Origin of the sequence: Symbiopectobacterium purcellii (assembly GCF_019797845.1) — a bacterium.
GTDB lineage: Bacteria > Pseudomonadota > Gammaproteobacteria > Enterobacterales > Enterobacteriaceae > Symbiopectobacterium > Symbiopectobacterium purcellii.
The window spans coordinates 3767412-3790556 of the sequence record NZ_CP081864.1 but is presented as its reverse complement, the minus strand read 5'-3'; the positions used below and the strand labels follow the sequence as shown (position 1 = coordinate 3790556).

The following is a 23145-nucleotide window of genomic DNA, read 5'->3' as shown; positions in this document are numbered from 1 at the left end:
TGGCCGATGCAACGCGTAAACAGCGTGTCCAGCATGCGTTTATCCTCCGGAGTCATTGACGGTGGCATCTCAGGGCGCTCAAAGGTATTGGTGATACGGTTGAACATGGCGGCTATGCCAACCGGTCTTCCCTTTGAATCCTCATAAACACGGTCGTCTCTCGGCGCGACGCCGCCCGCTGCTACGCCAGGTATATCCATATCGTGGTTCCATCCCGTATTCCGTGTCTGGCGAGTGCAAAGCATTCCTTTTTTCAGCCGGGGCAAACAGCTGACGTATTGTCACCGTATTTATTGTTGGTTTCTTCCAGAGAAACGTGCGCGTTTTGCCGCAATAGCGGGTATCATCCCCGCCGCGTTGCGTGACCTTGCAATATTTGCAGGCTGTCACTGTGAGACACAGTGTGGTCCGCTACACTTGATAGTAAGCACTACCGTGGGAGGATGGCGTCATGGATTATGAATTTTTACGGGATGTCTCAGGCCAGGTTATTGTGCGTATGTCAATGGGGCACGAAGCCGTTGGCCACTGGTTTAATGAAGAAGTCAAAGAGCAGCTTGCTCTGCTTGATGAGGTAGAACAAGCGGCGCGCGAGGTGGCAGGCAGTGAGCGCCAATGGCAAAAAGTCGGGCACGAATATACCCTGCTGCTGGACAGCGAAGAGGTGCTTATTCGCGCTAATCAGCTCTCTTTCGCCATGGATGAGATGGAAGAGGGCATGAGCTATTACGATGAAGAGAGTCTGGCGCTGTGCGGGGTGGATGACTTTCTAACGCTTGTGGCCAAATACCGGGAATTTGTGCAATATCCGCGATAATCAAACGCCTGCGTTGATAAACGCAGGCGCAGTTTCCTCAAGGCAATGCGCTCTTCTGGCGCACACCACCCGCTTGTCGTTACTTTTGCGCTTCCAGCCAGACGTCAGACAGGGTGTTTTCAATACCATCCGCGGTGAGCGAATGATCGTGTACGCGCCGATTGTAAATCGTGATGTACTGCGGTGAAATCAGGCTGATATCCGGCAGTTCACGTCCGACGATTTTCTGAAATTCAATAAACTTCTGTTTACGCACTGCCGGATCGTTTTCGGTTTGCGCGTCTTCCAACAAACGATCGACTTCAGCATTCTGGTAGTGAGACTCATTGGAGAAAGGCACCCCTTTGCGGAAATTCTTCGACCAGTAAATGCGTTGCACCCCAACCGTGGGATCGAACAGATTGCTGTGTCCGTTTAATGTGAATGAAAAATCACGATCGGTATAAACCCGGTTTCACAAAGGCGGATAAATCCTGTGAACGCAGCGTGACGTCAATACCGATTTTGGCCAGAGACGAGCGCACAATCTCCCCGGTGGGTTTCAAACCGTCAGATATCGGGTTGTAATCCAGCGTGGTTTTAAAACGGATACCCTTGGCATCGCGCGGATAGCCCGCCTCATCCAGCAGTTGATTGGCGCGTTTGATATCCAGCGCGTAGGGCGAGGGAGACGGATCGTGGAAATCCTTTAACCCCGGCGCGATGGGAGAGGCCGTCACGGTGGCATAGCCGTAATAAGCCACTTTGCGAATCAGCTCTCGGTCTAACGTGTGTGCAATGGCCTGACGCACTTTCAGGTTTTTGAAATGCTCATCATCCAGATTGAACTGGAGCGAGGAGACATTATAAGAATAGCTGGTACCTTTGGTTTCAAACGCCAGTTTGGGTATCGCCTTCAGACGATCCAGATCGCTGAGCGCCACCGGGGAACGATAGCCAAGATCCACGGTGCCGGTTTCAAAGGCAACCGATCGCGATGAAGCGTCAGGAATAAAGCGGATCACAATTTGATCAACATACGGCTTTTCTTTGTCCCAGTAGTTGGGATTGCGCTTGAGGATCAGATGGCTACCGCGTTCCCACTGGCTAAACAGGTAGGGGCCGGTGCCGATCGGCGCGCTGCCGTTCGGATTTTTAAGCGGATCGGTATTCTCGTAGATGTGCTTGGGCAATATCGGCGATTCTGCTGCGGTCAGCGCACGTAACAGATAAGGCGCAGGCTGCGACAGCGCAATCACCGCTGTGTTGGCATCCGGCGTTTTCACCTCAGTCACGCTGGCGAAGGTGCTGGCCCCGCGCGGGTGGTATTTCTTGAGCAATTCTATCGAATAGGCCACATCCGCTGAGGTGAAATCCTGCCCATCATGCCATTTCACGCCCTTGCGCAGATGAAAGGTGTAGGTTTTACCATCGGGACTGATCTCCCAGGCCGTGGCCAACTGCGGCTGCGGATTGAGGTCGAAATCGTATTTCAGCAATCCTTCCGTTACCTTGCCGCTTACACTCAGGCTTGGCGTAGCAACGGTGGACAGCGCCACCAACGTCGGCGGCTCGGCGTTCAGGACGATATTCAGCGTGCCGCCGCGCTGCGGCTCCGTTGTTTGCGCGTATACGGTAGCACCGCTGGTGGCTAACAGGGCGTACAGCGCCAGCGTTGCCGCCAGCTTTACCGGACGCTGTTGACGCTTTTTCCCCAAATAAAAGTCTAACCAATTCATAAGCACCTCAACCTTGTCATGCGTTGTCGTTATTTGTTTTCATCACCGTAGTGGTAATCACGGCTGGCAGCTTGTGTGCTGACCAATCCGCTACGAACATCCTGGGCGATAGCGTGTGCAGAACGTTCGCGCGCGCCGTCCGCACCGCCTTCTGCGCCACGGGCGGGATAAACGATACGATCCCACGCCGCACCCAGTAACATCGGTGCCTGCTGCCCATGGGAGATTTCGATGACTTGTCCCAATCCTCCGCGTTGCCGACCTGCGCCGCCGGAATCCGGTCGGTACTCTTTACGCCAGAACACCAGCGGGCTCATGGTTTCCAGAATTTCGATGGAGATATTGCGCACCCCGCAGGGGAACGAGGTGGTGGAAAACCCATCCAGCGCCGGACGACCGCCGGTGCCACCAGTGGAAAAACTGGTGATGGTAAAGCGCTGTTCGTTGACCAAGCGCTCATTGGAATAGCCCGCAATCGGATGACCGCCCGACAGGCGGATATTCCACAGCGATGAAGAGCCTTCGGCAGGCACCGCGCCGGGGCGTGCTTGACGCAGGCAGCCAAACACCACATCCGGCAACAGCTGACCGATAATGTGGCGCGCGGCGACTGCCGCAGGGTAGGGCGCATTGACGATAGAACCCTCCGGTGCGCTGACGCGAATCACGCCTAACGATCCGGCATTGTTAGGAATATCGGCACCGATCAGGCAGCGAATGCCAAACGAGGTGTAGGCATCGGTGTAGGCTTTCACCACGTTAATACCTTGCGGAACATAGGGATCGGTGCCGGTAAAATCGACCTCAATCTCGCCGTCGCGAATGTGTAGCGTGGCGCGAATGCGGATCGGCGCATCATAGCCGTCCACCAGCAGCTCATTGCTCCAGCTTCCTTGCGGCCACTGGCGTACCGCATCGCGCATCGCCTGCTCGGAGTGCTGTAAAATATGCTCGCCTACCGGTACCAGCGAATCGAGGGTGAATTCATCCATCATGCGGTTGAGGAAACGGGCGCTGACGTCGTTACAGGCCACCAGCGCCAGCAAATCGCCTTCGACCTGCTCCGGTTCGCGCACGTTGGCGCGAATAATGTCCAGCACCACCTGATTGATCTGGCCGCCATCGATAAAACGCAGCAGCGGCAAAAACAACCCTTCGTGATAGATCAATTGACCGTCCGGTCCTGGGCCTAAGCCACCGATATCCGCAACGTGCAGCGTAGAGGCGAACAGGCCAACCGCCTGTTCCTGACGAAATACCGGTGTCACCATCGTCATATCGTACAGGTGGCCGGTGCCCTTCCAGGGATCGTTGGTTAAAAACACATCGCCCGGACGCATCTGTTCCAAAGGGAACGCGTGCAGGAAGTGTTTGACCGATTCCGCCATCGAATTGACGTGGCCCGGTGTGCCGGTAACCGCCTGCGCGATCATGCGCCCATCTGGCAAAAAGACCCCGGCGGACAAATCACCGGCTTCTCGGGTTGAGGTGCCAAACGCGGTACGGATCAGCGCTTGCGCCTGCTCCTCTACCACGGAAATCAGCCGGTTCCACATCACCTGATACTGTAGTGCTGCCACTGGCGCGGAGACGGACGTTAGGTTACTCATGATGAAAATCCTCGCTGCCAAGCTCAAGAATCAGATGACCTTGCGGACTAAGATGGGCGGAAAAACCGCTGTCCACCACGGTGGTGGTTTCCTCTTCGACGACCAGTGCCGGGCCGAATACGTATTGCTCCTGCGCTAGCGCCGTACGCTCATGGAGCGGCGTGGCGGTAAAGGCGTTATCCTCAATCTGATACACCTGACGCTGATGTGGCGATGACGCGGCCGTCAGCGTGTTGTCCGGCGTCCAGCGAGTGGCCGCCGGAGCAAGATCGTCATGGGTCGAGGCAGCAACCGACCAACTGATGGCTTCAATCGGCACATGGTCGAGACTGCGGCCATACAGCTCGCGATAGCGCTGTGCAAAACGCGCTTGCAGTAGGTTGATGGTTTGCGCCTGCACGGCACCGCCCGGCAGTTCGATAGGGACTTCATGTCCTTGGCCGGCATAGCGCAGATAGACGATGCGCTGTACTTGAATATCCCCCTGCGGCGCGGCCTGACGTACGATAGCGGTCGCTTGCGCGGTCAATCCGGCCAGCAGCGCGTTGACCTCATCGTAGTTCAAGCGATCTAACCGTTGATAGAAGCTACGTACCGCCTGATAGGCTATCGGAGCCCAAAGAAAACCCAGCGCGGAACCGACACCGGCAGAACGGGGGATCACCACGCGGGTAATACCCAACTTGCGTGCCAACCGCGCAGCCTGAAGCGGTGCGGCACCGCCAAAGGCGATAAGGGTGTAGTGCTCAACGTGTTTGCCCTGTTCGCTGGCATGTACGCGTGCTGCGTTAGCCATATTCTCTGCCACGATCTCTGCGACAGAGAGTGCCGCCAGTTCAGCGGAGTAGCCCAGCGGTGCACCGATCTGCGCGGCGAGCGCCTGTTGTGCGGCTTCAATATTTAAGGCCACTTTACCGCGGGCGAAGCGCGCAGGGTCCAGACGGCCGAGTACCGCATTGGCATCGGTTACCGTGGCCTGGGTGCCGCCTAATCCATAGCTGACCGGCCCGGGTTCAGAACCGGCACTGTCCGGCCCTACCTGGATGCGTTGCAGGGTATCCACGCGGGCGATCGAACCGCCGCCTGCGCCGATCTCCACCATTTCAATCACCGGAATGCGGATCGGCAGCCCGGATCCCTTCTGGTAACGGTGCACGCGGCCAAATTCGAAGTTGCGGGAAATTTGCGGCTGATAATCATCGATAAAGCAGATTTTCGCCGTGGTGCCGCCCATATCAAATGACAGTGCTCGGGTTTCGCCCAACTCTGCGGCCACGCGCTGGGCCAGAATAGCGCCACCCGCCGGGCCGGATTCCACCAGACGCACCGGCTGCTCGATGCCGGTTTGCAGCGTGGTGATCCCGCCGCCGGAGGTCATCAGAAACAGCGGGATATGCAATCCGCGCGCGGTCAACAACTGTTCCAGACGTGACAGATAGCCTGCCACCTGTGGTTGCACGTAAGCGTTCGCGCAGGTGGTAGAGAGCCGTTCGTATTCCCGGATTTCCGGGCACACCACGCTGGAAAGCGACACGGCGAGGTGAGGCAGTTCGTGTTGCAGGATCTCGGCAACACGCTGTTCATGCTGCGGGTTGCGATAGCTGTGCAGCAGCACCACGGCAACGCTGTCGATATCTTCCTCGCGCAGCGTCTGTGCAATGCGTCTCACGTCGTCTTCATTGAGCGGCAGCAGCACGTCTCCCTGTGCGTTGATGCGTTCGGTGACGCCAAAGCGCCAATAGCGAGGTACCAACGGCGCCGGTTTTTGCAGGAATACATCGTACTGTGCGAAGCGGTCTTCTAAACCGATTTCGACCAGATCGCGAAACCCCTGGGTGGTGATCAATGCCGTGCGTGCCCCTTTGCGCTCTATCAGCGCATTGGTGGCAAGCGTAGTGCCGAGGATCAACAGGTCGACATCGTGCAGGGTCCGGCCTGCGAGCTTCAGGTTCTCTTCGATACCTTGCAGCACGCCGTGTTCCGGTTCAGTGGGGGTGGTCAGGGTTTTTGACGTGTAACGTTGTTCACCATCGAGCAACACCACATCGGTAAAGGTGCCACCGACATCAACGGCCAAACGTATGGCGGGCTCTGGTTTATCTTGCGAGGAAAGCGGTAATTCAGACATAACGCGAACGTGTTCCAATGCAGTTGCCAAACCATCACCGCGCCGCATGTCAAAACACGCAGCAAACGGCAATGCTCAGGGGAGATGACGAGATGGAAGCACTATCGGGCGATATAACGGACAAAACAATAAAGTATATTTGCTAACCATATGCAGAATAAGCAATAGGCTGCTACGGGGTTTGCCGCCCTGCACCGGTTATCCCGCGAGGAGCCTGTGAGGGGCGGCAATCAGGTTGGTAGGTGTTAATAAACTACAACGATGCGCCACCGCATATCACCAACTGCTGGCCGGTGATGGCGGCGGCAGACGGCGAGAGCAGATAACACACCAAATCGGCCACTTCCTGTGGCTGGATAAATCGCCCGATTGGAGGCAATTTTGGCGGCGAACTCTGTCTACCTGGTTGGTTTAGCATCGGGGTTTCCGTGGCTCCCGGCGCCACGATATTCACCGTGATGCCGCGCGGTGCCAACTCTGCGGCCCAACTTCTTACCATACCGATCATGGCTGATTTGGTGGTGACATACTGGCTGCGTCCCGCCGCACCGCTGGAGGTTCGACTGCCCAACAGAATGATGCGTCCACCGCTTGGCAATTTATCGACCAGCCTATCGGCCAGCACTTCAGCAACCTGTACATGCAAGCGCCACAGCTTTTCGCTGTCGGCCACATTGAGTTGACCCAATGGGGCCGCTTTCATCATGCCTGCGGCGTGAATCACCGCATCGACCCGGGTGATGTGCGCAAGATAACCTTGCAGCGCATCGAGATCGGTAACGTCCAGCGTCTGATGGGTAAATTGTGGATGCGTGAGCGCGCCGGGTTGACGCGACAGCCCCGTCACTTTCCATCCCTGCGCCAACAGCGTTTGGGCAATGGCGGCGCCAATGCCGGAGCTGGTTCCGGTGATCAGCGCATGTTTGCGTTCGCTGACAGCCATAAGGTGCTCTCCTGTATCAAGGTTCGTCAGGGTTACAACGGGGTAACATCGCTGACGGGCACTTTAAACACCGCTTTTTTTACCGGTGCGGGAATATCGCCTATCGCGCACAGCGCCTGATGCGGTTCTCCGGGGTAGAACGTGACGAAATCTCCGGCGCGCAAGTGGATCTGATGCGGCACCTGCGGGTTGTCTAAAATATAGAGATCGGGCTTACGTTCGGTCGCGGGTTGCCCAATCACGCTGTTCAGCCCATAACCGATGATCTCTTCCCCGGACAGAATCAGCTGAATATCCAGAAAGTTGTGGTGGAACTCGGTGTGACGTTCTGCCTGCGGGGCGGTAGATACTGTGCCAATACTGTAAAACCAGTCTGCCCCTTCCGGTTGATATTTTCCTTCCGGCTTGGCGTTCAGTTCATCCAGCGTCATGCCGGGTGAAGAGAGAATCGCTAACAGCGGCGCGGGCAGCGTTGCCAACGGCAGATGCTGTAAATTGCCTGCAATCATGGTGTAGCTCCTGATAAAAAGAGACACCGCAAACGCGGTGCCTCTTGGTGTATCACCCTTTTACCCATGCCTCATCGACACAAACGTATTTGATAGCCTGACGGAAATAGGTGAAGGCCACATGCAATTTCCCTTCCGGTCCCTGCTTGATGCTGGGATAGGAGAACTCGCGGTTCAGCTTCTGTTGCGAGTTGTTGGTCATGCAATAGCCATCGCCCACTTCGATATTGCGCTGCCACGGCCAGGTCTTGCCACCATCTTCCGAAATGGCCAGCGTCATGGGCGCGCGCGGTGCGCCCCAGAAGGCGCTGCGCCCTTCGGTGATTTCCGGCATTTTGGCGTCATTGCCGCCGTCTTCATCTTCGATTTCGTCATACAACGACACGCGGCGCTCGGTGGCATCGGCGGCGCTCATGTGGTTGAACACCAGCGCCAGATGGCCGTTTTGCAGCGTCGTCACCTGAATGGACGAGTTGTTGTTTGGCAACGTGGTGGGCACGGGCACCGACCAGGTTTTGCCGCCATCCGTAGAGTGGCTACGATAGATAAAGTCAGCCCAGCGGCTGCGGAACAGCGCCAGCAGTGAACCGTCCGCCAGCGGCGTGATGTTCATGTGGACACAGCCCGTGCTGTTCGGCACCGGGTATTCCTGCCAGGTTTTACCCTGGTCGCTGGAGATTTTAACTGCGCTATCATCGTTGTTACCCAACCATTTCTCGCCCGGCTCAACGCGGCAATAGAACACCGGCAGCAGCCAGTCGCCGTTCGGCAGCACGGTGATCGGTTGGCGGATAAAGGTGCCCGGCTGATCGAGCAGTGTGCCGATTTCCCCCCAGGTGTGACCCTGGTCGGTCGATTGACGGTAACGCACAATGGCGGTGTCCTGATTACCGGATTTCTGCGCGGTATACAGCAACCACAGTACGCCGTCTGGTGCCAGAAACAGTACCGGGTTCTGCTCAGAGCGCGTGGCATCTTCCGATAACTTCACGGCGTCTGACCATTGCGTGCTGCCGTTAGCCAGGCGCGACTGGTAAATCGAGATATCCGCAATCCCTTCTTGTGTGCCGCCAAACCAGACACACAGCACATCGCCATTCGGCAAGTGGAGCAGGTTAGCGGCGTGGTTTTGCGGGCAAACGGAAGGTAGATAGGCATCAATGCGCTGCGCATCTCCTTCGGCCTGATGAATCACGCCGGTACGTTCTACGGTGATGGTTTCAGTCGTCATGACGATTAGGCTCCTGTTTGAGAGACGGATGTTTTCTTTTCTGACCGTGGTGCGTTTTTGTTCGGAATCAGACGATCCAGGAACATCACAACCGCAGGGGTGACTAAAGCCACATACATGTTATCAATGCCGAACGGATTACCCATCACATACCATACCGAGGTGACTACGCAGGCAGCAATCAGGCTGGCGTTCGCACCGCGAGTGCTGTTGAAGAACGGCAGGTAGAACGCAATCATCGCGACCACCGAGATGGACAGACGGATGGCACGGGTAAAGAACGACAGCTTCAGCACTTCAGGCACCAGCAGCACAAAGACCAGGGGCAGGAAACCGATGATGAGCGAGAATACGCGCGTCATCTTCATCTCTTTTTCCGGCGTCGGGTTGTAGTACGGTACGTAGAAGTCTTTCACGATCAGAGACGCAATTGCCAGCGCCACGGTACTTACGCTGATAAAGATGGATGCCACCAGCGAGGTGGTAACCAGACCTGCCACCCACGGGTTCATGTCTTGCAGGAACACCGGCAGTGCGTACAGGCTCTTGATTTCCGGATGGACGAACTTCGCTGCCACACCGATCACGGCGATGGCCAGGGCAATCGGCATACAGAACAGGAAGGCAATCCAGGTGGCGCGTTTGGCGGAGGTCGCATCTTTGGTCGCGGAAATCGCCTGAATCACGAACTGGGTACAGAAAATCGAGCCGATAGTACCGATCAACCAGGCAAAGATGGTGCTCGCGCCAATGTTACCGTCCCAGGTCCAGTAGAACTCTGGCATCTGTTGAACCATCGGGGTGATCCCGCCGGTCATTTTCAAGGCCACGTACAGAATGATCATCACGCCGACATATTTCACGCCGCTGTGGATCAGCGTGACATAGGCCACACCTTTCAACCCACCGAAGTAGAAGTAGAAGGTACTGACGATTGCGGTGATCAAGGCCGCTACTGGCAGCGAGATTTTCAATACGGTGGAGATGGCTGCTGCGCCGCTGACGTAGTTACCCACGTTTACCAGCAACAGGGCATAGATCATGATGATCGAAATGATGTTTTTGGTGGAAGTGCCGTACTTCTCGGCGATCGCACCGGAAATGGTAACTTTACCGGTGTTGTAGATCTTCTTCACCAGGATCATGCCGAACAGCAGAAAGCCGATGGCAGCACCGATCACTGACCAAGAGGCGGCGATGCCACTTTCGAACGCCGCTTGTGCGGTACCTACCGTGGATTTTGCACCGATAAACTCGGTCATCAGCAAAATACCGACGATAAATGCGGGCAGCGCACGCGACCCTTCCATAAATTCGGAGCTGTATTTACTGCGTAATTTCAGCGTCAGCCAGGAAGTGAACGCGATATAAAACACTATCATCCCGATGATGATGAGGGTATCTGTCAGATCAAAATGGTTCATATCTTTCGACCTATCGTTGTCGTTGTTGTCGCAGGGTGGTTGTTGTCAAACAGAGTAATAAACGTCGCTATGCAAAGGCGCTGACGATACGACGGATAGCTGCTTCATCCTGTTCGGAGAACTGGATAGGGTAGCGACTTACGCCAACGTCATGGCCCATTAACGTCAGTGCCTTTTTCACTGCGGCAGGCGAGAACGCAATGGCGTACAGCGTTTTTCTCAGCTCGCTGACCTGTTCCTGCACCTGACGGGAGCCGTCGATATCACCGGCATGGAAACGGTGCCAGATTTGGCTGATAGGCTCTGGTGCCACGTTAGCCAGCCCGGAAATACAGGCGGAGCAGCCTTCGACGAAGCCCTGATGAATCAAGGAGTCCGGCCCGTGAGCACGTCAAAGTTCGGCATATCTTTAGCGGCTTGCAGGAAGCCGTTCAGGCTTTCATAGCTACCTGCACTGTCCTTGATGCCGATGATGTTGGGATGATCGGCGAGAATGCGCACGGTTTCCGGCGTAAGCGTATTGCCGGTACGTGCAGGAATGTTGTAGAGGAAGATCGGAACGGTTAACGCATCCGCTACCGCGCGGTAGTGGGCGATCAGTTCTTCTTGTTTCAGCGGAATGAAATAGGGAGTGATAACCGAAACGGCGTCGACACCGAGTGCGGCGATACGCTTGCCGAGCTTGATGGTTTCACGCGTAGATATTTCACCGATATGGCCTACCACCGGTGCTTTGCCTGCCACTTCATCCACGCAGGTTTCAGTCACCGCGACTTTTTCATCGGTATGTAGTACGAAGAATTCGCCGTTGGTACCGTTGCAGAAGATACCGTTGCCATACCGCATCTGGCGCTGAATCTGTGCGCGCAATGCTGTTGGATTGAATTCACCCTGACCGTCAAAGGGCGTGACGATTGCGGTCAACACGCCGGTAATACGTTTGCTCATTGTTTTTCCTCGTTACTGCGTAATCAAAAAAGAACACCAAGTCTGTGAATCAGAACAGCGTCAGATAAATATCGCGCACGTCGTCCGCCTTCACCGTGGCGGGCACGTTTTTCATAAGACGCTGAACCTGCAAAGCCCCTTCGACCAGATCGGGCAAATGCGTTTTTTCGATACCTAATTGTTGCAGTGAGCTGGGCAGCGCCAGGCGCTGTACCAGATCGGTGAAATAGGTGACCAGTGCGTGCGATTTCTCCGTGACGGAGAGCGACAGGTTGGCGTCGGGCAGCAGGTCATAAGCTTGCGCGAATTTCGCTTCCGCCGCCGGGCGCACAAAGCGCATGCAGGGGGCCAGCAAAATGGCATTCGCCACGCCGTGGGGAATGTGATACTTGCCGCCGAGCGGGTAAGACATGGCGTGCACCAGATGTGTGCCTGCGTGAGCAATAGCGGCACCGCCGTAGTAGGAAGCCCACAGCATGTTCAGTCGTGCTTCCAGATTCTCGGGTTCACGGATGGATAGCTCGATATTGGCAAACAGCTTTTTCAAACCGATCAGCGCGTAGTTATCACCCACCGGGTTGGCGATGGTCGCGGTGAAGCATTCGATCAGATGACACAGCGCATCGATACCGGTGGACGCCGCAATATGCGACGGCATGCTGGTGGTCAGTTCCGGCACCAGGGCAACATAGTCTGGCAGCATTACCGGTGTGATGATGCCCACCTTGGTGGCTTTCTCAGGGATCGCCAGAATGGCGTTCGGCGTGGCTTCAGAACCGGTGCCTGCCGTCGTCGGGATCAATAAGGAGGCGGTGCGGCGCGTCGGTTTTTCACCGGCCAGCAAGGTATCAAGAGAGACGGCGTCATCACCGACGCACAGCAGACACAGCAGTTTGGCCACGTCCAATACGCTGCCGCCGCCTACGCCAATCACCAGTTCCGTGCGAGCGTTGGGCAGCGCTTCCAGAATACGGGCAACATCGTGCTGGCTCGGCTCCGGCGGCACATTATCAATCAGGGTGATGGCCGGCACGCACGCTTTAACCTGGTTGAGCAGCGCCTGCACACCGGGTTGCTGCACGATATTGCGGTCAGTCACGAACAGAACGTGCTGGCATGAGGTTAATAGGTAGCGGATATCGTTAATGGCCTGGCTGCCGCTGATGATAGTGCTATTGATGTTCATGGCGTTCCTTTACAGTGTTCACGCAGTGAAAGTGATTTTTCTCAATCAATACGTGCTATGCGATCGTGTTTTGACGTAATAACGTCATTTTGTAGCGTAATTTATAGGCTATATTGCTTTTAAATAATTTTATTTTGATCAAATATAATCAAATATGATTCAATATAATCATTATCAGGTAATCGACACATACGCGTCGCTATACCGTTATCGATAAATAAGGGGTGGGTATGCCACAGCGGCAAGATGTCAGCCTGGAATTTACAGCTCCCCAGGTGTTGGTCGTCGCGGATGATTTTACTGGCGCTAACGATGCTGGGGTTGGACTGGCGCTTCAGCAGGCACAGGTCAATGTGATTCTGGAGTTGGACGCATTGACGACGGGAGCGTTGCATGAGGTGACGGTCATCAATACCGACAGCCGTGCGCAGGCAGCGCAAGACGCCGCACTGCGCGTGGTGCACGCCGTGACACGCTGGCGTGAAGCGGGCGGCAACGGGTGGGTATTCAAGAAGATCGACTCCACGCTGCGCGGCAACCTCGGCGCAGAGATCGCGGCGGCCTTGACTGCCAGCGGCGCTGAAATGGCGTTGATTTCACCCGCTGTCCCTGCGCTCGGACGCATCACGCGTGATGGCAACGTGTGGGTCAACGGAACATTGCTGACCGAAACCGAATTTGCCAGCGATCCGAAAACGCCGGTACGCAGCGCAGAGATTGCCGAACGTATCGCCGAACAAAGTGCCTTGACCACGGCCACATTAACCGTGAGTGAAAATAATCATTTTGCGCTCGCTGAAACGCTGCTGCATCTGCGCGAGGCGGGTATCAAGGGCGTGATTATTTACGCTGAGACGCCGCAGACGTTGGCACTGATCGTGGCGGCAGCGCAGACGTTGCCGGTGAAACCGTTATTGGTTGGTGCAGCTGGCTTGAGTGAGGCGCTGGCTCAGGCTCTGCGTTTCACGCCGCCACCACGGCCCGCGTTGCTGGCAGTGGTGGGGTCGATGAGCGAAATGACGCAAAAGCAGATCGCTGCGGTGAGCGCGCTATCGCAGGTGATGCTGCTTGATGTGGATATTCGGCCTTTGCTTACGCCTGCGGGAACCACATTGGCGCAAGACACCGCGCGCACCGCTGCCGCAGCGCTGCTGGCAGGCCGACATTGTTTGATTCGCACCTGCCGTGATGAGCAACAGCGGCACGAGATTGCGCAGCTATGCCAACAGCACGGCCTCAGTCGCCAGCAATTGGGTGAACGGATCAGTGATTTTCTGGGAGAGATGGCCCGTTGTACGGTGACATTGTGCCGTCCAGCTGGACTCTATCTCTCCGGTGGCGACGTGGCGATTGCCGTGGCCGCTGCGCTCGGTGCTACCGGGTTTCATATCAAAGGACAGCTTGCGTCCTGTGTACCTTGGGGACGCTTCATCGACAGCATCGTCGGCGATATCCCTGTCATGACTAAAGCAGGCGGCTTCGGTGATGAAGCCACCTTGCATCACGTTTTACGCTTTATTGAGGAGAGAGTGAGTGAGTAAAATTATTGCAATAACCATGGGTGATCCGGCGGGTATCGGTCCTGAGATTATTATTAAATCCCTGGATGAAGGAGAATTGTCTGGCGCATCTGCCGTGGTGGTAGGCTGCGTACAAACGCTGCGTCGCATCCTTGCGCTGAACATTGTGCCGCAGGTTGAGCTGAATGTTATTGATGAGCCAGCTCAGGCGCGCTTTGCCCCCGGCATTATTAATATCATCGATGAGCCGCTGGCTGACCCGCAGGGGCTCATCCCGGGCGTGGTGCAGGCGCAGGCAGGGGATCTGGCCTATCGCTGCATTAAAAAAGCCACGGCGTTGGCGATGGCGGGGGAGGTTCAGGCGATTGCCACTGCGCCGCTGAACAAGGAAGCGATGCACTCTGCGGGGCACATTTACCCTGGGCATACCGAACTGCTGGCGAAGCTGACCAACAGCCGGGATTACGCCATGGTGCTGTATACCGAAAAACTAAAAGTCATTCATGTGACAACGCACATTGCATTGCGCAAATTCCTGGATACCCTAAACCGCGACCGTGTAGAAACCGTCATCGGTATGGCGGATACGTTCCTGAAACGTGTGGGTTACACTACACCGCGTATCGCTGTCGCTGGGGTTAACCCGCATGCAGGGGAGAACGGCTTGTTCGGTGATGAAGAAATCACCATTGTCGGCCCTTCCGTTGAAGCGATGAAGGCAAAAGGGTTGGACGTTTACGGGCCTTGCGCGCCGGATACCGTCTATCTGCAAGCCTATGAAGGGCAATATGACATGGTGGTGGCGATGTATCACGATCAGGGCCATATTCCGCTCAAGCTGCTGGGCTTTTACGATGGGGTGAATTTAACCGCAGGCTTGCCGTTTATTCGCACCTCGGCCGATCACGGTACGGCATTTGATATCGCCTGGACAGGTAAAGCGAAGTCTGAGAGCATGGCTATCTCGATTCAACTCGCCATGCAGCTTGCCTGACAGGGGAGGGGATTCAACTCATGGACATCGTTGTGGGGCAAACAGTGAGTGATGCTTTCCGCGTTAGCGGAGATAGAGTAAAAGGGCAGAGCCGTCTCGATCAGATTATGGATTATTTGAAAAGCCATAATCTGGTGACGGTAGACGAACTGGTTGCCGTGATCGACGCCTCGCCAGCGACGATCCGCCGCGATCTCATCAAGCTTGATGAACAGGGCGTGATCAGCCGCAGCCATGGCGGCGTCACGCTCAACCGTTTTATTCCCTTGCAGCCGACCACCAACGAGAAGCTGCATCGCAATCTGGCAGAAAAGCAGGCGATTGCCCGCTACGCGGCGTCACTGGTGCAACCGGGTGATGCCGTGGTGCTGGATGCGGGCACCACCATGCTCGAACTGGCGCGTAACCTGACGCACCTGCCGCTGCGAGTGATCACGGCGGATTTGCAGATTGCGCTGTTCTTGTCGGAATTCAAGCAGATCGAAGTGACCATTATCGGTGGCCGCATTGATGACAGCAGCCAGTCCTGTATTGGCGAGCACGGTCGCCGCCTGTTACGCAGCATTTACCCGGATATTGCCTTTATCAGCTGCAACTCATGGAGTATGGAAAAAGGCATCACCACGCCAACCGAAGAGAAAGCGGGGGTGAAACAGGATCTGGGCATGAATGCCAGCCGCCGTGTGTTGCTGGCCGACAGCAGCAAGTACGGTGCCTATTCGCTGTTTTGCGTTACGCCGCTCACGGCACTGACCGACATCGTCACCGACAGTGCGCTGGCGCCGGAGACGCAACAACTGCTGCACGCACAGCCAGTGCAACTGCATTTGGTATAACGTCTTTTGCCGCTTGGCATCATGCGGCTCAGGTTATGATTCAATCGGCGGGCAGCGGTAACGTTCGGGTTCGACAAACTGATCAATACTCGCCGGTCGGCCAAAATACCACCCTTGTACAATCGCATTCGGGCAGTGTTGTGCCACATAAGCGGCCTGTTCCTGGGTTTCCACCCCTTCTACCACGATGCTGGCATCCAGTTTTTGTACCAGTGAGAACAGCACATCGGTGAAGGCGGCGTTGACGGAATCTGTGCCGATGGCACCTACAAAAATCTTATCTATCTTCACCAGATTGAATGAGAAGCGGCTCAGGTAATCCAGATTTGAATAGCCGGTGCCGAAGTCATCCAGCGCGATTTTATGCCCTTGCTGCTGCAATGATTGCAGCGCAATCTCAAGTACCTGCGGCGATGCGGTTGAGCGTTCTGTCAGTTCTAAAATCACACGCTCGCGCATGACGCCGTTGCGCTCACACTCGCGCTGTAAAAAGCGGTGGTAGTCGGGAGAGATGATGTCGCTAACCGCAAGGTTGATGCTGAGCGTAAAGGATGATGGCTGCGTAAGATAAGGCCGCATATCCCGAATGGCACAGCGGGTGATGGCTCGGGTTAACTCATCGATCATGCCGTTTTCTTCGGCGATACGCACGAACACTTCTGGCGAAATTTCCTCACCGGCGCCGTTACGCCAGCGCGCCAACGCTTCAACGCCAATCAGCGAGCGCGTGGCAAGGCTGACCAGTGGCTGGTAGTGGGCGCGCAGTTGATCGTTCTTCAGCGCACGTTCCAGCTGGCAAGGCAGGGAGCGCCGTTTTTCACGGTAAAGTGAGTAGCACAGTGTAAAGCTGCCGCCCAACGCCGCCCCCATCAGAATGATGCCCGCTATCACATACCACGGACGATATATCACACCCGCATCCTCAAACTGCGCCAGCACGCAGATATCAAAGCTGTTTGAGCAGGTGAAAAAATGGCGTGTACCCAAGGTGAGCCAGCCGTTTTTCAATCTGCTTAAGTCTTCTTTATGGGGGAGTGTCAGAGAACCGAAGGTTTGATAGGGGTGGTCGAGATTCTTATTGATTAAGGTGGCGCTGTATCCCTGTGGAGGTTGTGAATAGCGGCGAAAAGCAGCCGAAGCGGTGATCGTCGCTACGCCTCCGCTGCTGGCGATATCGGCGGTGATCCTGGGGTCAACCAGCCTTTCCATCGCGGTCCATAGTTGTGTGCCCGTCGAGGTCGTCAGGTCGGGCGGCAACAGCGCGATAGGGGGATTCAGCCTTCCCCATCCCGCAGAGCAAATCAGGCGATCGTTTTGGATGCGCCCCACGTCGCGCAGATTAAGCGCGTAAAAGGACAGCAGGCGTAACTCGCGCAGATCGGCATCGGAGCAGGGGATATTGCCCAGTAACAGTATGCGCTGCACCGTATCCCGGCTCTCTTGTGCGACGGCAACCCCTTGCGCCAGCACATCGTGTGCGTAGCTCTCCAAACGCTTTTGTTCTGACTGCGCAATAAAGGTTTGGCCAATAAACAGCGCCAATAGCGCGCTGAGCAGCATGAAAATGAGTAATCTGAACCATAATCCGGCATTGTTGGAGGATAGCATCGTTATTATCCAATCAGTGGTGATGAACATAACTCGGCATGTGGATTCAGATATCGCATCCTTGCCAATCTGGTGAAGTTATCGGCCATGTCTACCGTGGCTTGAGAAAAGGCGTTTCAGTTTGCCGCATGACGCAATGTTTAACCTGTATGTGTTGAACCGGTTGCTCGATAACGCAGTGGGTAAATGCGATAAGCCACTGAATACCGTCTCTGTACCCTGCCATGCTATCGACGTTGCTGAGAATGATAATTATAAATGCCGATTATCAATCAGGGTAATTTTTTAATTAATATAACTTACTTGAAGTGTTAGGTTTTTTATACAGATATCCGTATCGACATCGTGCATCGGTAGGTTTTGTTGGCAACGCAGGTGATGCTGCCGCAGGTGATCCCGGTTGGGATTCGGCGTATGGTTGGTGAAGCATTGGGCGACAGGGAGACAGGGACACAATGGTTGATATTCACATCAAAACGCTGATAGAACGCGATCCGCTCATGGCAAGCCTGGTTGCGCTGCGTGACGTGACCTGGTTTAACCCGGAGAGCACCACGCTTGCCGAGGGATTGCCCTATGTCGGGCTTGGGCATGCGGATGTGCAGGCGGCGGATGCGCGCTTACGCCGTTTTGCGCCCTATCTCCGCGAGGTTTTTCCCGCGTTGGCGGCGAGTGAAGGCATCATTGAGTCCGATATGGTTGACATCGCCGCGATGCAAACCGCGCTGGATGCGCGTTATGGCAAGGTATTACCCGGCAAATTGTGGCTGAAAAAAGACAGCCACCTGCCGATTTCCCGTTCGATCAAAGCGCGCGGCGGTATCTATGAAGTGCTGGTACACGCGGAGCAATTGGCGTTACAGGCGGGATTGATTGCTCCCACCGATGACTATCGTCAACTGGCAAGCGAAGCCGCGCGGCACTTCTTTAGCCAATACCGTATTGCCGTGGGATCGACCGGTAATCTCGGTATGTCGATCGGGATTATGGGGGCGACCCTGGGCTTCAACGTCTCGGTACACATGTCGGCGGATGCGCGCCAATGGAAAAAGGACAGATTGCGCGCACACGGCGTTGACGTCGTGGAATATCAACAGGATTACGGCGTTGCCGTCGCACAAGGGCGCAAAGCCGCGCAGGACGATCCCTACTGCTTTTTTATTGATGACGAGAATTCCCACTCGCTGTTTCTTGGCTATGCGGTTGCCGGTGACCGGCTCAAAGCCCAGTTTGCTGAACGTGGCATGGTGGTCGATGCGGATCATCCCCTGTTTGTCTACCTGCCGTGCGGCGTGGGCGGTGGGCCAGGCGGGGTGGCGTTCGGTCTGAAGCTGGCGTTTGGCGATCACGTACACTGTATTTTTGCGGAGCCGACGCACTCGCCCTGTATGCTGCTGGGCGTGTACACCGGTCTGCACGACGGCATTGCGGTGCAGGATTTGGGTATCGACAACCTGACCGCTGCCGATGGGCTGGCGGTGGGGCGTCCATCCGGTTTTGTTGGACGTGCCATGGCGCGGCTGATTGACGGTTATTACACCTTGAGCGACGACGAAATGTATCGCTTGCTGGCGATGTTGGCGCACACCGAAACGCTCTGTCTGGAACCCTCTGCGTTGGCCGGAATGGCCGGGCCGTGGCGCGTAGCGGGCAACGCGGAATACCTGTCGCGCTTGTCGTTATCCGCGTCAGCGATGCAACAGACAACGCATCTGGTGTGGGCGACGGGCGGTGGCATGGTGCCAGATGCAGAGATGCAGAAATATCTGGCGCAAGGGGCAAAATAGCCCGCGCGCCAGATGCCTTGTTTACTTCATGCTGGCGGCAAGGGTGTCCACATTGTGTTTGAACGCGGCGGTGTAGCTGGCGGCCGGGCCCGTGCTGTCAGTTAACGCTTCCGGGTAGAGTTCACCGCCCGGCTGTGCGCCGCTGGCGTTAGCTATCTGTTTCACCAAACGAGCATCGGTCTGGTTCTCGATAAAGTAGCTGGCGACCTTCTCTTGTTTGATCTGGCGGATGAGCGTGGCAACCTGTTTGCTGCTGGCTTCCGCTTCCGTTGAAAAACCCAGCGGTGCCAGGAAGGTTACGCCATAGGCCTGGCTGAAATAGCCAAACGCATCGTGGCTGGTGAGCACTTTGCGTTTTTCGGGCGCAATGGCGGCGAAGGTTTTCTTGGCATACGCATCCAACGCCTGAAGTTGTTGAATATAGGCTTTTCCCTGCTGGCGAAAATAGTCAGCATCCTGCGGTGCCGCACTGGCTAACGCATCGATGATATTCTGTGCGTAGATAACCCCATTCGCCGCGCTGTTCCAGGCGTGCGGATCGGTCTGGGTTTTTCCCTCTTCTTCCATCGCCAACGTGTGGATGCCTTGCGAAGCGGTCACCACTTTCCCTTGATAACCGGAAGCGGATACCAGACGCGTTAGCCAGCCCTCCAGACCCAGCCCGTTAACGAAAACCAGATCTGCGCTCGCCAGCGTTTTGCTGTCTTGCGGTGAGGGTTCGAATTCATGGGGATCGCCGTTGGGCTTGACCAAATCGGTAACGATGATGCGATCGCCGCCAATATTGCTGACCATATCGCCTAAAACGGAAAAGCTCGCGACAACCTGCAACGGCTTCGCCATCGCAAACGTGCTGAATAACAGGCTGGAAAGTGCCAGTGCGATAACAGGGTGTTTCATGATGTCCTCATTGATGATATGTGGATGATATTAGCGGCGCAGGCGAAACATGCCGCCCTCAGCGCCGAAAGCGGCCGAGAACGCAAAAAATAGCGTGGCGGTCAGGATGATGGCGGGCCCGGCGGGCAGCGAGGCATAGTAGGACCACAGTAGGCCGATAAGGCTGGATGCGATGCCCACCAGTACCGAGACTGCCAGCATGACCGGCAAACGGGCTGTCCAGAAGCGGGCGCAGGTCGCGGGTAGCATCATCATGCCGACCGTCATCAGCGTGCCAAGTAGTTGAAACCCAGCCACCAGATTGAGCACCACCAGTGCGAGAAATAACGCGTGGATCAGCGTGCGGCCTCGCGGTGAGGCGAGTTGCATAAAGGTGGCATCAAACGATTCGATCACCAGCGCACGATAGAGCCACGCCAACAGCAGTATCGAGGCCGAACAGATCAGGCCGATATCGATCAGTGCGCCGCGATCGACCGCCAAAATCGATCCAAACAGCAGGTGCAACAGATCGACGCTGGAGCCGCGCAGTGACACTAACGTGACGCCGAGCGCCAGCGACCCCAGATAGAGTCCGGCGAAGCTGGCGTCCTCTTTTAATGTCGTGTTGCGGCTGACAAAACCGGAAAGTAGCGCCACGGTCAGCCCAGCGATAAACCCGCCGGTTCCCATTGCCAACAGCGACATGCCAGAGAGCAGATAACCGATGGCGACGCCGGGCAATACCGCGTGCGACAGCGCATCGCCGATCAAACTCATGCGGCGTAGCAACAAAAAGCAACCCAACGGTGTGGCACTGAGCGTAAGTGCGATACATCCCACCAGCGCGCGCCGCATAAACCCGAATTCCACCAGCGGTGAAAGGAGACTTATTGTCATCATATTACCGCCCTGACTCGCGCCTGCGCGCCGTGGGATGCGGAGCGTGCCGCGGTTAATATATCGTGAGTTGCGCCCCAGCGATGTCCTGCGGCGCTGAGCTGTAGCACCAGCGGAAAATGGCGCTCGACAATGTCACGATCGTGCAGCACCGCCAGAATGGTGCATCCTTGCTGATGACGTTGGTGGATCAACGCCAGCAGAGCCTGCGTTGTTTCGGCATCTACGCCGGTAAACGGCTCGTCCAGCAGCAGTACCGGCGCATCCATCAACAGCAGGCGGGCAAACAGGACGCGCTGTAGCTGGCCTCCCGATAGATGGCCGATAGGGCGGGTGGCGAACGCAGTCATTGCGACCGCCTCCAGCGCGGCATACGCACTGCGCCGCCAGAGACTATTGAGACCACCGAACAGACCGCGTTGCGGCAGGCTGCCCATTAACACCAAATCCATGACGCTCAACGGAAACTGGCGATCGAACTCCGACAGCTGTGGCAAATAGCCAATGCGCGGCACTGTGTTGCCATCGTGCGTCAGCGAGCCTGCCAAGGGGGGGAGCAGTCCGGCAAGGGTTTTTAACAGCGTCGATTTACCACTGCCGTTTTCACCGACGATGGCTGTCAACGAACCTGCGCTGAAGCTGCCACTCAGCGTGCCCAGCGGCGAAGATGACGTGTAGCCAAATGTGACGTTATGCAGTGCGATCATGGCAGCGCTACCGCCCAGGCGACCAGCGCCCATAACAATGCCAACAGCGCCAGCGCAATGCTGATGCGCATCCAGGCGGAAAGAGAATAGAAGCTCACTCGCAAGTGCCATACAGAGGGAATGTATTGTTATGTTATAATATAACAAAAAAAGTGCTAGCAGAAAGGCGTAAGAGAATGTGACATGCCGGCTTTAGCGCCTGTCTGTATGCAAATGTTCTCGTGGTTGTTATTGCGTTAACCCTCGACAGTGTAGAGATAAGCGGTAGGAAAGGGGGCTGATGCGTTGAGTGATGTCTTGCTAAAACCGTCTATTGTGAGCCTCGCAAACACAGGGATGAAGGAATAATGGCAACATTAAAGGATATTGCGGAGTGTGCAGGCGTCTCTATCAGTACGGTTTCTCGTGTATTAAATGGCACTGCGCCGATCAGTGCCAAAGTCAAACAGCAGATCCTGGCGATTGCCACAGAACAGGGTTATCCGCTGCATAAATTGGCGAAACCGGTGGCGGAAGCCTTGGATCCCTTGCGCCATGTTTTGCTGGCAGCACCGCGTAACCTGATGCTGGAGAGTGATTACAATCTGGTTTCCCTGTCATTGATCAATGCGCTCAAAACCTTGTGCGTACAGCGTAATATCCGAATGCGCCCATTTCTCTCGGAGCATGACGCCATGACGGAAGATCAAATGATTGCATCGCTGCAAGGTGTGCGGCAGAGTGGCATCGTGATCGTCAATGATGCGCATATCCCCTTATTGCAGGCGGTGGTGAAAAGCGGAATACCTGCCGTATTGATCAACGGTGAAGATCCCGCCATGTGTTTAAACCGCGTCACACCGGCTAATTATTCCGCCGCTGCTTGTGCCGTTCGTCATCTGATAGAACACGGGCACCGGCGAATTCTGCATTTAACCTGGTCGTCTTGCATCACCATTAAGCAGCGGGAGCGCGGATACCGTGATGCTTTGCTGGAGGCAGGGATTGCTGTCGATGAGTCATTGATTCTTGCTTTGCCTGATTTTCACCCCCTTACTGCACGCGATGCCATGCTGCGCTGGCTTTCCGCACATGCTGACCGCCTTGGTGTGACCGCGATTTTTTGCGCGGCGGACAATCAGGCGGTGGGGGTAGTGGATGCGTTGGCGCAGCGTGGCATTCGCGTTCCGAATGATATGTCGTTGGTGGGAATGGATAATATCTTGCCATTGGATATGCTGCCGGTGTCACTGACCACGGTGCACATGCCGCTTGATGCGGTTGCCAGAGCCGCACTGCAACTATTAACCCAGCAGTTGGTTCCCGCACAGTCGCTGGGGGTGACGCAACATGTTGAGTTGGCTGGGCATTTGGTGGTGAGAGAGTCGGTGAAATGTCTTAACACTCTCGCCTGATGCTCG

19 protein-coding genes and 1 pseudogene are annotated in these 23145 nt (G+C 55.9%); 6 read left to right on the top strand and 14 right to left on the bottom strand.

What is annotated here, in order from left to right; genetic code table 11:
- The first annotated feature begins 451 nt into the window (after positions 1–451).
- On the top strand, positions 452–817 hold the full coding sequence (gene yacL, locus K6K13_RS17730) for a protein YacL (protein WP_222158157.1): 366 nt from the start codon (positions 452–454) through the stop codon (positions 815–817).
- Positions 818–896: 79 nt separating this feature from the next.
- On the opposite strand, the gene K6K13_RS23380 is transcribed toward yacL, so the two are convergent.
- From K6K13_RS23380 to K6K13_RS17685, 10 genes and pseudogenes are all read right to left on the bottom strand, one after another.
- Positions 897–1196 carry a hypothetical protein gene (locus tag K6K13_RS23380; RefSeq protein WP_252120342.1) on the bottom strand — a complete coding sequence of 100 codons (300 nt, stop codon included), beginning with the start codon at positions 1194–1196 and terminating at the stop codon, positions 897–899.
- Positions 1197–1248: 52 nt separating this feature from the next.
- Positions 1249–2535 (bottom strand): ABC transporter substrate-binding protein, encoded by a 1287-nt coding sequence (locus K6K13_RS17725; protein ID WP_252120341.1) that lies wholly within the window; start codon positions 2533–2535, stop codon positions 1249–1251.
- 29 nt (positions 2536–2564) lie between these two features.
- Positions 2565–4145: a hydantoinase B/oxoprolinase family protein gene (locus K6K13_RS17720; RefSeq protein WP_222158156.1), complete on the bottom strand. Its 1581-nt coding sequence runs from the start codon at positions 4143–4145 to the stop codon at positions 2565–2567.
- Positions 4138–6273 carry a hydantoinase/oxoprolinase family protein gene (locus tag K6K13_RS17715; RefSeq protein WP_222158155.1) on the bottom strand — a complete coding sequence of 712 codons (2136 nt, stop codon included), beginning with the start codon at positions 6271–6273 and terminating at the stop codon, positions 4138–4140. Before K6K13_RS17715 ends, K6K13_RS17720 begins: the two co-directional genes overlap by 8 nt.
- A 253-nt stretch (positions 6274–6526) precedes the next feature.
- Positions 6527–7216: an SDR family NAD(P)-dependent oxidoreductase gene (locus tag K6K13_RS17710; protein ID WP_222158154.1), complete on the bottom strand. Its 690-nt coding sequence runs from the start codon at positions 7214–7216 to the stop codon at positions 6527–6529.
- A 32-nt stretch (positions 7217–7248) separates the two neighbouring features.
- Positions 7249–7725, bottom strand: a complete 477-nt coding sequence (locus K6K13_RS17705) for a NanQ anomerase/TabA/YiaL family protein (protein WP_222158153.1) — start codon at positions 7723–7725, stop codon at positions 7249–7251.
- A gap of 52 nt (positions 7726–7777) precedes the next feature.
- On the bottom strand, positions 7778–8956 hold the full coding sequence (locus K6K13_RS17700; protein ID WP_222158152.1) for a sialidase family protein: 1179 nt from the start codon (positions 8954–8956) through the stop codon (positions 7778–7780).
- Positions 8957–8961: 5 nt separating this feature from the next.
- Entirely contained in the window at positions 8962–10380 is a 1419-nt protein-coding gene (locus K6K13_RS17695) for a sodium:solute symporter family protein (RefSeq protein WP_222158151.1), read from the bottom strand.
- Positions 10381–10447: 67 nt separating this feature from the next.
- Positions 10448–11328: pseudogene (locus tag K6K13_RS17690) on the bottom strand (dihydrodipicolinate synthase family protein).
- Positions 11329–11377: 49 nt separating this feature from the next.
- On the bottom strand, positions 11378–12514 hold the full coding sequence (locus K6K13_RS17685) for an iron-containing alcohol dehydrogenase (RefSeq protein ID WP_222158150.1): 1137 nt from the start codon (positions 12512–12514) through the stop codon (positions 11378–11380).
- A gap of 230 nt (positions 12515–12744) precedes the next feature.
- Here K6K13_RS17685 and dtnK point away from each other — a divergent pair, with 230 nt between their 5' ends.
- The 3 genes from dtnK to K6K13_RS17670 are packed head-to-tail and all read left to right on the top strand — an operon-like array spanning position 12745 to position 15864.
- On the top strand, positions 12745–14055 hold the full coding sequence (gene dtnK / locus K6K13_RS17680; protein WP_222158149.1) for a D-threonate kinase: 1311 nt from the start codon (positions 12745–12747) through the stop codon (positions 14053–14055).
- Positions 14048–15028, top strand: a complete 981-nt coding sequence (locus tag K6K13_RS17675; RefSeq protein ID WP_222158148.1) for a D-threonate 4-phosphate dehydrogenase — start codon at positions 14048–14050, stop codon at positions 15026–15028. The genes dtnK and K6K13_RS17675 overlap by 8 nt, the downstream gene beginning before the upstream one ends.
- A 20-nt stretch (positions 15029–15048) precedes the next feature.
- Positions 15049–15864 carry a DeoR/GlpR family DNA-binding transcription regulator gene (locus K6K13_RS17670; RefSeq protein WP_222158147.1) on the top strand — a complete coding sequence of 272 codons (816 nt, stop codon included), beginning with the start codon at positions 15049–15051 and terminating at the stop codon, positions 15862–15864.
- A gap of 33 nt (positions 15865–15897) precedes the next feature.
- On the opposite strand, the gene K6K13_RS17665 is transcribed toward K6K13_RS17670, so the two are convergent.
- Complete coding sequence (locus tag K6K13_RS17665) at positions 15898–17472, bottom strand: EAL domain-containing protein (protein ID WP_222158146.1); 1575 nt, start codon at positions 17470–17472, stop codon at positions 15898–15900.
- Positions 17473–17927: 455 nt separating this feature from the next.
- Between K6K13_RS17665 and dsdA the strand changes: the two genes are divergently transcribed.
- Complete coding sequence (dsdA, locus tag K6K13_RS17660) at positions 17928–19259, top strand: D-serine ammonia-lyase (protein WP_222158145.1); 1332 nt, start codon at positions 17928–17930, stop codon at positions 19257–19259.
- Positions 19260–19280: 21 nt separating this feature from the next.
- Here the strand turns inward: dsdA and K6K13_RS17655 are convergent, their stop codons facing one another.
- From K6K13_RS17655 to K6K13_RS17645, 3 genes are read right to left on the bottom strand one after another with little or no spacing between them, the layout of a single operon-like run.
- Positions 19281–20159, bottom strand: a complete 879-nt coding sequence (locus K6K13_RS17655; RefSeq protein WP_222158144.1) for a metal ABC transporter substrate-binding protein — start codon at positions 20157–20159, stop codon at positions 19281–19283.
- A gap of 30 nt (positions 20160–20189) precedes the next feature.
- A complete protein-coding gene (locus K6K13_RS17650; protein WP_222158143.1) occupies positions 20190–21041 on the bottom strand; it encodes a metal ABC transporter permease in 852 nt (283 codons plus the stop codon).
- Positions 21038–21745, bottom strand: coding sequence for a metal ABC transporter ATP-binding protein (locus K6K13_RS17645; protein ID WP_222158142.1), 708 nt, complete (start codon positions 21743–21745; stop codon positions 21038–21040). Before K6K13_RS17645 ends, K6K13_RS17650 begins: the two co-directional genes overlap by 4 nt.
- A gap of 347 nt (positions 21746–22092) precedes the next feature.
- Between K6K13_RS17645 and K6K13_RS17640 the strand changes: the two genes are divergently transcribed.
- Complete coding sequence (locus tag K6K13_RS17640; RefSeq protein ID WP_222158140.1) at positions 22093–23139, top strand: LacI family DNA-binding transcriptional regulator; 1047 nt, start codon at positions 22093–22095, stop codon at positions 23137–23139.
- Positions 23140–23145: the final 6 nt, after the last annotated feature.